The organism is Roseovarius sp. PS-C2 (assembly GCF_018862045.1).
Lineage (GTDB): Bacteria > Pseudomonadota > Alphaproteobacteria > Rhodobacterales > Rhodobacteraceae > Roseovarius.
Genome location: NZ_JAHKSQ010000003.1, coordinates 41,011 through 53,701 on the forward strand (window position 1 = coordinate 41,011; position 12,691 = coordinate 53,701).

At 63.6% G+C, this 12,691-nt stretch carries 13 protein-coding genes; 11 read left to right on the plus strand and 2 right to left on the minus strand.

Going from position 1 to position 12,691, the window contains the following annotated elements:
• The first annotated feature begins 103 nt into the window (after positions 1–103).
• Positions 104–559 (plus strand): RNA polymerase-binding protein DksA, encoded by a 456-nt coding sequence (gene dksA, locus KPG71_RS06175; protein ID WP_073031874.1) that lies wholly within the window; start codon positions 104–106, stop codon positions 557–559.
• Between the two features lie 70 nt (positions 560–629).
• Positions 630–1,826, plus strand: a complete 1,197-nt coding sequence (locus KPG71_RS06180; protein WP_216337256.1) for an FAD-dependent oxidoreductase — start codon at positions 630–632, stop codon at positions 1,824–1,826.
• A gap of 245 nt (positions 1,827–2,071) precedes the next feature.
• Here KPG71_RS06180 and xth read toward each other — a convergent pair whose 3' ends face one another.
• Together xth and KPG71_RS06190 are read right to left on the minus strand one after the other, a co-directional pair.
• Positions 2,072–2,854: an exodeoxyribonuclease III gene (gene xth, locus KPG71_RS06185; RefSeq protein WP_216337257.1), complete on the minus strand. Its 783-nt coding sequence runs from the start codon at positions 2,852–2,854 to the stop codon at positions 2,072–2,074.
• A gap of 127 nt (positions 2,855–2,981) precedes the next feature.
• Complete coding sequence (locus KPG71_RS06190) at positions 2,982–3,305, minus strand: iron-sulfur cluster assembly accessory protein (RefSeq protein WP_073031868.1); 324 nt, start codon at positions 3,303–3,305, stop codon at positions 2,982–2,984.
• Positions 3,306–3,383: 78 nt separating this feature from the next.
• On the opposite strand from KPG71_RS06190, the gene KPG71_RS06195 reads away from it, so the two are divergent.
• The 9 genes from KPG71_RS06195 (at position 3,384) to KPG71_RS06235 (ending at position 12,681) form a co-directional block, all read left to right on the plus strand.
• The gene (locus KPG71_RS06195) at positions 3,384–4,553 is read left to right on the plus strand and encodes a deoxyguanosinetriphosphate triphosphohydrolase (RefSeq protein ID WP_216337258.1); all 1,170 of its coding nucleotides are present in this window, start codon (positions 3,384–3,386) and stop codon (positions 4,551–4,553) included.
• Positions 4,554–4,556: 3 nt separating this feature from the next.
• A complete protein-coding gene (locus KPG71_RS06200; RefSeq protein ID WP_216337259.1) occupies positions 4,557–6,410 on the plus strand; it encodes a sodium:proton antiporter in 1,854 nt (617 codons plus the stop codon).
• A 63-nt stretch (positions 6,411–6,473) separates the two neighbouring features.
• Positions 6,474–7,109, plus strand: a complete 636-nt coding sequence (locus tag KPG71_RS06205) for a hypothetical protein (protein WP_216337260.1) — start codon at positions 6,474–6,476, stop codon at positions 7,107–7,109.
• A 51-nt stretch (positions 7,110–7,160) separates the two neighbouring features.
• Positions 7,161–8,906, plus strand: coding sequence for an arginine--tRNA ligase (gene argS / locus KPG71_RS06210; protein WP_216337261.1), 1,746 nt, complete (start codon positions 7,161–7,163; stop codon positions 8,904–8,906).
• A gap of 84 nt (positions 8,907–8,990) precedes the next feature.
• Complete coding sequence (locus tag KPG71_RS06215; protein ID WP_216337262.1) at positions 8,991–9,932, plus strand: SPOR domain-containing protein; 942 nt, start codon at positions 8,991–8,993, stop codon at positions 9,930–9,932.
• Positions 9,929–10,939, plus strand: a complete 1,011-nt coding sequence (nagZ, locus tag KPG71_RS06220) for a beta-N-acetylhexosaminidase (RefSeq protein ID WP_367397311.1) — start codon at positions 9,929–9,931, stop codon at positions 10,937–10,939. Before KPG71_RS06215 ends, nagZ begins: the two co-directional genes overlap by 4 nt.
• The gene (locus KPG71_RS06225; RefSeq protein ID WP_216337264.1) at positions 10,932–11,723 is read left to right on the plus strand and encodes a ScpA family protein; all 792 of its coding nucleotides are present in this window, start codon (positions 10,932–10,934) and stop codon (positions 11,721–11,723) included. Before nagZ ends, KPG71_RS06225 begins: the two co-directional genes overlap by 8 nt.
• A gap of 4 nt (positions 11,724–11,727) precedes the next feature.
• Positions 11,728–12,381 carry an SMC-Scp complex subunit ScpB gene (scpB, locus tag KPG71_RS06230; RefSeq protein ID WP_216337265.1) on the plus strand — a complete coding sequence of 218 codons (654 nt, stop codon included), beginning with the start codon at positions 11,728–11,730 and terminating at the stop codon, positions 12,379–12,381.
• An 81-nt stretch (positions 12,382–12,462) separates the two neighbouring features.
• Entirely contained in the window at positions 12,463–12,681 is a 219-nt protein-coding gene (locus KPG71_RS06235; protein ID WP_216337266.1) for a hypothetical protein, read from the plus strand.
• Positions 12,682–12,691: the final 10 nt, after the last annotated feature.

The following is a 12,691-nucleotide window of genomic DNA, read 5'->3' on the forward strand; positions in this document are numbered from 1 at the left end:
TGATCGGCAAAACACATCAATGCAGCGTGATTGGCTAGTGACATTCCCTTTCACCGGGTGTAATTGCAGCCCGAGGAAGCGCCACGATCTTAGGAGACGACGAATGTCGGACGTTGGCCTTGATGAGGGGAAAACGATGAAAGCCGAAGTCTTTCTGCCCAATGATTACCAACCGGCCGAAGACGAACCGTTTATGAATGAACGTCAGTTGGAGTATTTCCGGCGCAAGCTGGTCAATTGGAAAAACGAACTTCTGGAAGGGACTCGCGACACGATCGAGGGCCTGCAGGACGGGACACGGGCAATTCCCGATGTCGCCGACCGCGCCAGCGAGGAAACCGACCGCGCCATCGAACTGCGCACCAGAGACCGTCAGCGCAAACTGGTTGCCAAGATCGATTCCGCCCTGCGCCGCATCGAAGAGGGCGAATACGGGTATTGCGAAGTGACCGGTGAGCAGATCAGCCTCAAGCGGCTGGATGCGCGCCCGATCGCGACCATGACCCTCGAAGCACAGGAACGTCATGAGCGCCGCGAGAAAGTCCATCGCGACGATTGAGCATGATCTTCATGAAATATCATCGACGCCGGGGCTTTCGCTCCGGCGTTTTTCGTTTCAATAGGGGCACATGAGTCTCGATGGATTGAAAACGCTGGTCATCGGCGGCGGTATCGGAGGGTTGGCCACGGCGCGTGCGCTGGCCCTTCGTGGTGCGGATGTCACCGTATTGGAGCAGGCCCCGGAAATTGCCGAGGTCGGAGCCGGTTTGCAGATCAGCCCGAACGGGTTTGCCGTTCTGAATGCGCTTGGCCTGGGGCAGGCGCTTTGCGATCTGTCGGTCCGGGCGCGGGGCGTCAGCCTGCGGGACTATCGCGGGGCGCGTGTTCTGTCGCTGGATTTGGGGCAGCTGGAAAGTGACGATTACTTTTTCGTTCACCGCGCGGACCTGATCGACATTCTGGCGCAGGGCGCGCGGCAGGCCGGGGTCAAGCTGCGCCTGTTGCAAAATATCACATCCGTAGAGCCCGGTGCGGACGGGGGCAGGCCGCGCGTGGGGCTGGCCAATGGCGCGATACTGAGTGCGGATCTGGTGATCGGGGCCGATGGGCTGCATTCGGTGGCGCGGCAAGCCCTGAACGGGCGTGTCGCTCCGTTTTTCACCGGACAGGTGGCCTGGCGGGCCGTGGTGCCCGACACTGGCAATGCCCCGGCGGAGGCCTGCGTGCACATGGGGCCACACCGGCATCTGGTCAGCTACCCGTTGCGGCAGGGCCGCATGTTGAACCTTGTCGCGGTTCAGGAACGCGCGGCATGGAGCGAGGAAAGCTGGAGCCAGGAGGACGATCCCATCGCCCTGCAGGCCGCATTTTCCGATTTCGGACCGGAGGTGCAGGCCATGCTTTCACGGGTTGAAACGGTCAATCTGTGGGGGCTGTTTCGTCATCCGGTGGCGGCGCGGTGGCATGGCGGCGGTGTGGCGCTTGTCGGCGATGCGGCGCATCCGACCTTGCCGTTCATGGCGCAAGGGGCCTGCATGGCGCTGGAGGATTCCTGGGCGCTGGCCGAATGCCTGGATGGGGCAGGGGCGCTCGAGGATCGTCTGGTCGCCTATCAGGAGTGCCGCCGTGCGCGGGTTTGCAAGGTGGTCGAAACGGCCAATGGTAACGCCTGGAAATATCACCTGTCGTTTTCGCCGCTCAGATGGGCCGCGCATACGGCCCTGCGCGTGGGCGGAGCGGTGGCGCCGGGGCGGTTGATGCGGCAGTTCGACTGGATCTACGGCTATGACGTGACCAAGGCGGCGCTTAGGGTCAGGACCCATTAATCCCGCACCACCGGCGCGCGAAGGGCAATAAAGCAGAGGATTTGAACGCGCCGGGACTGGTTGAGTCAATTCCAAGCGGTCAAAGCCGCTGCTTTTCAGCGCTCCGCGCGTCCGAAGGATTTCCCTGATTTTCCCTCTGATCTGCGTTACATCTCCTTGAAATAGAACCACTATTCCTGCGGAGCTGTGCCTTGTCAGTGGAAAAATCAGGGAAACCGGTGGTGCAGGATTAATGGGTCCTGACCCTAGGCGTCCAGCATAATCCAGATCGGCACATGGTCCGAGGGCTTTTCGCGCCCGCGCACGGCCTTGTCGATCTGGCAGTCGGTCAGAAGGTCCGCCGCCTGTGGGGTCAGCAGGAAATGGTCGATGCGGATGCCGTCATCGCGATTCCATGCCCCGGCCTGATAATCCCAGAACGTGTAATGCCCCGGCCCGTGATGGCGGGCGCGGAAGGCATCGGTAAAGCCCAGATTGACGATCCGGCGAAACGCGGCGCGGCTTTCGGGCAGGGCCAGCGCGTCCTTGGCCCAGGCTTCGGGGCGTTTTGCATCCTCATCCTGCGGGATGATGTTGTAATCCCCGGCCATCAGCGCGGGTTCTTCCGATTTCAGCAGATCGGCGGCGCGGGCCTTGAGCCGCTCCATCCATGCCAGTTTGTAGTCGTATTTCGGCCCCGGCGCGGGGTTCCCGTTGGGCAGGTAGAGCCCGCAAACCCGCACGGCGGTCTTGTCGCCGATGACCGTGGCCTCGATCCAGCGGGCCTGTTCGTCCTCGTCATCGCCGGGCAGGCCGCGGCTGATATCCTCGAGCGGCAGTTTCGACAGAATCGCGACGCCGTTGAAACTTTTCTGGCCGTGGGTTTCGACGGTATATCCCTTGTCCTCGAACAGCTCGCGCGGGAAATTTTCGTCGATGGATTTGATTTCCTGCAAGACAACGACATCGGGCTGCGCCTCGTCCAGCCAATCGGGCAGGGCCTGAACGCGCGCCTTGATTCCGTTGATGTTGAAGCTGGCAATCTTCATGTGTCGCGCCTTTCCGATATCCCTGGCCCTCTATCGCGCAGGAGCGGTGGCAAGACAAGGGCAAGGCTGAGAACGGCGCGGTTTCGGTGTTGATGTGTTACGCGAGATTTGTCGTATAAGGCATTGATTACATGGAGAATGATGTGCCGCAACCACAGGAACTACTGGCGTTGGGGTTGTCGATCGTGAATCGTGCGCCGATCAGTTCTTCGGTAAAGTCGATGGTGGCGCCGGACAGAAACGGCAGCGAGACACTGTCGACCACGACCTTTTCGCCCTGGCCTTCGAGCACCAGATCGTCCTCGGCGGGGGTGTCGAGGCGGATATCGTATTGAAACCCGGAACAGCCCCCGCCTTCGACGGCGATGCGCAATGCCTGACCTTCGGTTCCGGCGCCGATTTCGGCCAGCCGGGCAAAGGCGCGCTCGGTGACTTTCGGGGGCAATTGCATCGGTGGGCTCCTGATGGTTTCGTTGTTCCGTGCTTTCCAATATATGGAGCAGGAAAACGGGCGACAAGGATAGCCGACATGCATGTTCTCTATGCCTCGACACCGGCGCAGACCCAGGGGCGTCTGGTGGCCGAGGAGGAAAGCGCGTTTCGCTCCTGTTATCAACGGGATCGCGACCGCATCATCCATTCCAGCGCCTTTCGCCGCCTCAAGCACAAGACGCAGGTGTTCGTCGAGCACGAGGGCGATTATTTCCGCACCCGCCTGACCCATTCCATCGAGGTGGCGCAGGTGGCGCGCACCATCGCCGGGGCGCTTGGGCTCAATCAGGAACTGACCGAGGCGGTGGCGCTGGCGCACGATCTGGGGCACACGCCCTTCGGGCATACGGGCGAGGATGCGCTGAACGCCTTGATGCAGCCCTATGGCGGGTTCGATCACAATGCGCAGGCGGTGCGGATCGTCACCGCGCTGGAGCGTCATTACGCGGAATTCGACGGGCTGAACCTGACATGGGACACGCTGGAAGGGATCGCCAAGCATAACGGCCCGGTGACGGGCGATCTGCCCTATGCGCTGGCCGATTACAATGCGCGTCACGATCTGGAGCTTCACACCCATGCGAGCGCCGAGGCGCAGGTTGCCGCGCTGGCCGATGACGTGGCTTACAACAATCACGACCTGCATGACGGGCTGCGTGCGGGGCTGTTCAGCGAGGACGACATTCGCCGGTTGCCCATTGTCGGGCCGTGTTACGACGAGGTGGATGCGGCCTATCCCGGTCTCGATCCGTATAGGCGCAGGCACGAGGCCTTGCGCCGGGTGTTCGGGGTGATGGTGGCGGATGTGATCGAAACCTCGCGCGCGATCCTGCAGGAGGCCGCGCCGCAAAGCGCCGCAGAGGTGCGCCATCTGGGGCGTCCGGTGATCCGGTTTTCAATCGGGATGTGGCAGGCGCTGCGCGAAATCCGCGCGTTCCTGTTCTCGCGGATGTATCGCGCGCCGTCGGTCATGGAAATGCGCGCGCAGGTGACGCATGTGGTCGAGGACCTGTTCCCGTTTTACCTTGCGAAGCCGGAGCTTTTGCCCGACCGTTGGCGGCAGGATGTCGAGGCGGCGCAGGATGAAACGACGCTGGCCCGTCTGGTGAGCGATTACATTGCCGGTATGACCGACCGTTTCGCGTTGCAGGAGCACGCGCGCCTTTTGGGGGGCGCGGGCGGGTCCGGTGCATGGGGGGGCGCTTGAGGAATGGCGATAGAAGCGGCGGCGAACGGGGCATTGGCCCCGGTGATGAGTTTTGCGCTGGTCGGGGCGCTTGGCGTCGGTGCGCAATGGGCCGCGTGGCGGTTGCGGATGCCGGCCATCGTCCTGATGCTGGTGGCGGGGTTGCTGATCGGGCCGGTTCTGGGCGTTTTCGATCCGGCCCGTGATATCGGCCCGCTGATGGGGCCGATGATCGCCATTGCGGTGGCCATCATCCTGTTCGAGGGCGGTCTGACCCTGAACGTGCACAGCCTGCGCGGCGCTGCCGAAGGGGTCCGGCGGCTGATTTTTCCGGGCGCGCCGCTCGGGTGGTTGTTCTCTGCCTTGGCGTTGCACTATGTGGCGGGGCTCAGCTGGGCGTCGTCGGCGGTGTTCGGCGGTATCATGATCGTGACCGGCCCGACGGTGATCGCGCCGCTGTTGCGGCAGGCGCGGCTCAATCGCAGGCCCGCGCAATTGCTGCAATGGGAGGCGATCGTCAACGACCCGATCGGCGCTCTGGCGGCGGTTCTGGCCTTCGAGGTGGTGCTGGTTCTCAATACGTCGGAAACCATGGGCACCGCGATCTGGGACATGACGCGCGGGATCGTCGTGGCGGCGGTCATGGGGGTTGCCGCGGGCTGGATCGTGGCGGAGGCCTTCCGCCGGGCCTGGGTGCCGGAATACATGAAGGTTCCGGTGCTGTTCGCCACCTTGCTGATGGTGTTCGCCCTGTCGGATGCGGTGTTGCACGAAAGCGGGCTGCTGGCGGTGACGGTGATGGGCATCTGGATCGCCAATGCCGACCTGCCCAGCTATACCGAGATGCGCCGTTTCAAGGAGCATGCCACGATCTTGCTGGTCTCGGGGGTGTTCATCCTGCTGGCCGCCAACATGGATTTCGACCGGCTGGCGATGCTGGACTGGCGCGCGCTGATTTTCATTCTGAGCGTGATCTTCATCGTTCGCCCGCTGACTGTCCTGTTGTCGCTGGCGGGCACGCGACTGCCGTTCAGGGAGCGGCTGCTGGTCGGGCTGACCGGCCCGCGCGGCGTGGTTCTGGTGGCGGTCGCGGGGCTATTTGCCGAGCGCCTGGTGGCGTCGGGCGTCGAGGATGCGGCCCTGCTGGGACCGCTGGCCTTTGCGCTGGTGGCGGCGACGGTTGTCTTGCACGGGTTTTCTCTGCGCCCGCTGGCGGCGGCGTTGGGGCTGGCGGGCAAGGGCAATCCCGGTGTGATCATCGTGGGCGGGTCGCGTTTTGCCGCCGCCTTTGCCGAGGCGCTGCAGAAACGCGAGGTGCCGGTGCTGATCGCCGATGCGAACCGCGCCCGGCTGCGCAGCGCCCGCGAGGCGGGATTGCCGGTGTTTTTCGGCGACATCCTGTCGGAGGCCGCGGAACATGGCGTTGAAATCATGAGCTATGGCCGCATCATGGCGGTCAGCGACAACGATGCCTACAATACCCTTGTCGCGACGGACCTTGCGCCTGAATTCGGGCGCGACAACGTCTTTCAGTTGCGGCGCGCAAAACAGGAGAGCCGCCGTCATGCCTTGCCAAGCACCCTTGGCGGACGGGTGGTTGCGGGCGGGCTGACCTATCTCGAACTGGCCTCGAAGATGAGTGCGGGCTGGAAGGTGCGCGCGACGAACCTGACCGAAGAGTTCACCTTCGAGGATTGGCGCAACCGCAATCCCGAGGCGGTGGCCCTTGCCGAGCATGACGAAGGGGGCGAACTGCGGCTTGTTCCCGACGATGGCGAGCCGCGCAAGACCAAGGGAATCACCCTGCTTTCACTTGCGCCGAAGAGCGAGGCGGTGAAGGAAGGGGCCGAGGGTGAAAACGAGGAAAAGGCAGGCTGAGAGCGATGCGTTGCTCTTGGTGGAGCGCTTGCCATCCCGAATGCCGCATGGGCGAGTATAGGCGTGCAAAATCTGGACTTCATGGGGAAAACCGTACTGATCGCCGGGGCCGATTGCCCGGCGGGGTCCGAAATCTGCGCCGCATTCGTGGCGGCGGGGGCGCGGGTTGTTCTGTGTGGCCGCGATGAACGGGCGCTTCGCGAGGCAGCGGCAGGCAACCCCGAGCGGGTCGATCATCTGGTGATGGATCTATTGCGCCCGCGCCCGTGCCATGCCTTCGGGGCAGGGTGGGGGAACGAGCCGCTGGATGTTCTCGTGCTTTTGCAGTCGCTCGCGGCGCCCGAGCGGCCCGGTGCGGTCATCGCGGCGATCCCCGCATTTTGCCGTGCCTTCGCGCAAGGGCTGGCGGCGGCGCGGAGTCCACGCGTGGTGAGCGTCTTTGCGGCGCCGTCGCAAGAGGCGTTGGCGGAACACAGGGCCTATGACAGGGCAATGCAGGAATTGCCTGCTGCACTGGCGCACGATCTGCGAGGTGCTGGCGGAAATATTCGGGTTCATGCGCTGCGCATTTCCAACGCCGGGGGTTTGAAATCGGTGCAAGGTCTGGCAGAGCTTGCGCGGACGGTGCTGTGGCTTTGCGCCCCGCAGGCCCCGGCGATTGGCGGGGCGGTATGGCCCGTGCTGCTGCCTTGCGATTGACGCGCGCAATTGCAGTGATAAACCCACGTCCAACGAGCAAGGGATGATCCGATGAATCTGTTCACCGAAATTCACGCGTTGGTTCTGGACGAACTGGCCGTGCTTCAGGACGAGGGCAAGCTGCCTGCGGAGCTTGATCTTTCAAATGTCACCGTAGAGCCGCCGCGCGACCCGGCGCATGGCGATATGGCGACGAATGCCGCGATGGTGCTGGCCAAGCCTGCGGGCAAGAAACCGCGCGATATCGCCGTGGACCTGGCCGCGCGCCTGTTGGGGAGCGAGCGGATAGAAACCGCCGAGGTCGCTGGTCCGGGCTTTCTGAACCTGCGCCTGGCGCCCGGTGTCTGGCAGGATGTCCTGCGCGCCGCGCTGGAACGCGGAGACGATTTCGGGCGCTCGGATATGGGCGCGGGCAAGCGCGTGAACGTGGAATATGTCAGCGCCAACCCCACGGGGCCGCTGCATGTGGGCCATACGCGGGGCGCGGTGTTCGGCGATGCGCTGGCCAGCCTGCTGGATTTCGTGGGCTACGATGTGACGCGCGAATATTATATCAACGATGGCGGCGCGCAGGTCGATGTATTGGCGCGCTCGGTCTACCTGCGCTACCTCGAAGCGCACGGGCAGGCGGTGGCGTTCGAGGACGGAACCTATCCCGGCGATTACCTGATTGCCGTCGGTGAGGCCCTCAAGGCGCAGGTGGGCGAGGCCTATGTCGACCAGCCCGAGGCTGTCTGGCTGGCCGAGATACGCGCCTTTGCCACCGAGGCCATGATGGATCTGATCCGCGACGACCTGAAAGCGCTTGGCGTCGAGATGGACGTGTTCTTTTCGGAAAAGTCGCTCTATGGCACGGGCCGCATCGAAGAGGCGCTGAAGGCGCTCGAAGACAAGGGGCTGATCTATGAGGGCGTGCTCGAGCCGCCCAAGGGCAAGACGCCCGAGGATTGGGAGCCGCGCGAGCAGACGCTGTTCCGCTCGACCGAGCATGGCGACGATGTGGATCGTCCGGTCAAGAAATCCGACGGAAGCTGGACCTATTTCGCGCCCGACATCGCCTATCACTATGACAAGGTGGAGCGCGGGTTCGACATGCTGATTGACGTTTTCGGTGCCGATCATGGCGGCTATGTCAAACGGATGAAAGCCGCCGTATCGGCCCTGACCGACGGGCGCGTGCCGCTGGATATCAAGCTGACCCAGCTTGTAAAGCTGTTCAAGAACGGCGAGCCGTTCAAGATGTCCAAGCGGGCCGGGACATTCGTGACCCTGCGCGATGTGGTCGATCAGGTGGGCCCGGACGTGACGCGCTTTGTCATGCTGACGCGCAAGAACGACGCGCCGCTGGATTTCGATTTCGACAAGGTGCTGGAGCAATCCAAGGACAACCCGGTTTTCTATGTGCAATATGCCAATGCGCGCGTGAACTCGGTGCTGCGCAAGGCGCGCGAGGCGGGGATCGACGTGGAGGACGCCACGCTGGCCGGGGCCGATCTGTCGATCCTGACGCATGAGGCCGAAACCGCCGTCGCCAAGAAGCTGGCGGAGTGGCCGCGGATGGTCGAGATCGCGGGCCGTACGAACGAGCCGCATCGCGTGGCGTTCTACCTCTATGATCTGGCGTCCGAGTTGCATGCGCTGTGGAACCGGGGCAATGACGACCCGTCGCTGCGCTTCCTGCAGGAGGGCGATCCGGCCACAAGCCAGGCCAAAATCGCCCTCGCGCGGGCCGTGACCGTTGTTATTTCCGCAGGTCTTGGTATTCTTGGGGTAACTCCGGCCGAAGAGATGCGGTAACAGCCGCGCAAATGCGCCGGGGATCAGGCAAGTCAAAATGACCCCCGGCGGCCAAGTATCGCTGGCGGTAGAACGAGGCGAGACATGGCAGACATGCAGGGCATGCAGCATATGGCTGCGGCAGAGCAGGGTAATACCGTAAGGAAATTCACCAATCTGGCGGGGGCGGCTGTATCGCTGGCGCTGATCGCCGGTGTGGGGGTCTGGGGCTACAAGATCATGGTTCGCGATGTCAGCGGCGTTCCGGTGGTGCGCGCCGCCGAGGGGCCGATGCGCGTTCAGCCCGACGATCCCGGTGGGCGGCAGGCGCTGAACCAGGGCCTGGCGGTGAACGAGGTGGCCGCCGAAGGCACCGCGGCCAAACCCGCCGACCGGTTGATCCTGGCGCCCAAACCGCTGGACCTGACGTTGGAAGATCAACCGTCCGAACAGATGGCGCAGGCCGCCACCGAAGAGGCCGAGATCAGCCCCGCCGCCGAGGCCGGGGAACCGCCGCTTACCGATCCCGAGTCGGTTCAACTGGCGGCTGCCGAAGCCTTGGCCACGCAACTGGCGACGGGCTCTGCGACGTTTGAAGACGACAACGAAGATGCTGCAGTGACTGCGCCAGACGCCGAACCCGAAGCGGAGGAAGCGCAACCTGTAACGGTGAGCGGGGGGCTTGGCCGGTCGTTGCGCCCGCAGGTGCGCCCGGCGTCGCTGGCGAAGGTCGAGCGGGTGGCGGCGGTTGCCGAACCCGAGGCACAGCGCAATGTCGATCCCGAGTCCATTCCCGCGGGCACACGCATGGCGCAGCTTGGGGCGTTCGAATCCGCGGAAATCGCGCAAAAGGAATGGGAGCGCCTGAACGGCAAGTTCTCGGAATACCTGGCGGACAAGGATCGCGTCGTGCAAAAGGCGCAAAGCGGCGGGCGGACCTTTTACCGGTTGCGCGCCATGGGCTTTTCCGACCTCAGCGATGCGCGGCGGTTCTGTTCGGCGCTTGTTGCCGAGAACACCGATTGCATTCCGGTGGTCACACGGTGAGTGCGCCGTTCGGGGCCTGCATCCTCGATGCGGAAGGGCTGCGGCTGACGCCGGATGAAAAGCGGTTGTTCGCGCGCGCCAATCCTTTCGGCTTCATCCTGTTTGCGCGCAATATCGACACGCCGGATCAGGTGCGCGCCCTGTGTGCGGACCTGCGCGATGCCGTGGGCCGCGATGCGCCGATCACCATTGATCAGGAAGGCGGGCGCGTGCAGCGCTTGCGCGCGCCGCAATGGCGTGAATGGCTGCCGCCGCTGGAGCATGTGGCCGAGGCGGGCAAAAACGCCGCTGAGGCGATGTATGTGCGGTATCGCCTGATCGCGGCTGAACTGCACGATCTGGGGATCGACAGCAATTGTGCGCCGCTGGTCGATGTGGCGGGGCCGCAGACCCATGATTTTCTCAAGAATCGTTGCTATGGTTTTGACGCGGGCACGGTGGCGCGCATGGGCCGCGCGGTGGCGGACGGGCTGCTGGATGGCGGGGTGTTGCCGGTGCTCAAGCATATTCCCGGACATGGCCGGGCGGTGGTGGACAGTCACCTCGATCTGCCGGTGGTCGATGCGCCGCATGCCGAGTTGAGCAGCATCGACTTTGCCCCGTTCCATGCGCTGAACGACCTGCCGATGGGGATGACGGCGCATCTGGTCTATTCCGCGCTCGACGCGCGGCCTGCAACCTTGTCGCCGGTGATGATGGGGCTGATCCGCGAGGAAATCGGGTTTGACGGGCTGATCATGACCGACGATATCTCGATGAAGGCGCTGAACGGTTCGCTGCCGGATATTGCACACGGATCGCTGGAGGCGGGGTGTGACGTGGTGTTGTTGTGCAATGCCTCGCTTGACGAGCGCCGTGCGGTTGCCGAAGCGTCTGGCCAGCTGTCGGAGGCGGGGCAGGCGCGCGCGGAAAGGGCGCTTGCCGCCCGGAAAACACCCGATGAGGTTGACATTCCCGCCCTTGAAGCAAAGCTTGACGCGTTGCTAAACGGGCGCGGTGATGGCTGACGACGAATTCGACGAAAATCAGGGAAGCGTGACCAGCGTTGCCGACCGCATGGCGGCGGAGGCGCTGATTGTCGATGTCGACGGATTCGAGGGGCCTCTGGACCTTCTGCTGACGCTCAGCCGCACGCAGAAGGTCGATTTGCGCAAGATCTCGGTTCTGCAACTGGCGCATCAATACCTGGCCTTCGTGGAGAAGGCCAAGCAGCTGCGGATCGAACTGGCTGCCGATTACCTTGTCATGGCCGCCTGGCTGGCCTTTCTGAAATCCCGCCTGTTGCTGCCCCCCGACCCGACCGAAGAGGGCCCGTCGGGCGAGGAACTGGCCGCGCATCTGGCGTTCCAGCTGGAGCGCCTGCAGGCCATGCGCGAACAGGCGGCCCGGCTGATGGCGCGCGATCAGTTGGGGCGCGATTTCTTTGCGCGCGGCATTCCCGAAGACGTGATGCGCGTCAAGCGCGTGACCTATACGGCCAGCCTGCTGGACCTGATGCAGGGCTATGCGCGTATCCGAACCAAGGAAGAGTTTCGCCCCTATGTGATGGACCGCGACGCGGTGTTCACACTGGAGCAGGCGCTGGAGCGTATGCGGCCCCTGATCGGGTTCGCGGCGACCTGGACGGATATTTCAACCTATCTTCCCGAGGGCTTTACCTCGGACCCCGCGCGCATCCGCTCGGCCACTGCATCGACCTTTGCCGCCTCTCTGGAACTGGTCAAGGAAGGCAAGGCGGAGATCCGGCAGGAGGACACATTCGCGCCGATCCAGTTGCGGCGCAAGGATTAAGAACATGTCAGACGAAGTTGAAAACAAAGAAGAAAGCCTGTTCGAGGCCCCGCCCATAGCCGAGCAGGAACGCATGTGCGAGGCGATTCTGTTTGCCAGTGCCGAGCCGATCACCGTCAGGGAGATGGAGGCACGGATGCCGCATGGCTGCGATGCCGCCGATGCGTTGGTGCATCTGCGCAAACGCTATGACGGGCGTGGGGTGCATGTGGTCAAGGTGGGGGATGCCTGGGCGATGCGCACGGCGTCGGACCTGGGGTTCCTGATGCAGAAGGAAACCGTGGAGACCCGCAAACTCAGCCGTGCGGCGATCGAGACATTGGCGATCATCGCCTATCACCAACCGGTCACCCGCGCCGAGATCGAAGAGATTCGCGGGGTTTCGGTGAGCCGGGGAACGGTCGATCAGTTGCTGGAAATGGAATGGGTTCGCTTTGGGCGGCGCAAGATGACGCCGGGGCGTCCGGTGACCTTTGTTGTCACGCAGACGTTTCTGGATCATTTCGGGCTGGAATCGGCGCGCGACCTGCCGGGGCTAAAAGAGTTGCGGTCCGCTGGCCTGCTTGAAAGCCGACCGCCGCCGGGGGCCATGCCGCAATCGCCGGAGGAGGGCGACGAGGGCGAGGACACCGATCAAAGCGAGATGTTCGAAGAATAATCCCGCAAAAACCGGCCAGATGCCCTGAAATCTGCATTGTTTGATGTTATGTCCCGCTCAGAGGCAGACCAGGAGGGCGTCATGAACGTCAATCAGCTAGTCAACATGTTCGTTCGGATCGTCGTCCGGCGGCTGATGAACGGCGGTGTGAATGCCGGGATCAACGCGGTCAGCAAACGCAGGTCGCGCGGTGAGGCGGGTGCGCCCGAACAGGCGCGAAATCAGGGCCCCGATAGCCGGAAAACACAGCAACGGGCCCGGCAGGCGATGCGCATCACGCGCCGTTTCGGAAAGTTCTGAGCGCGGGCGC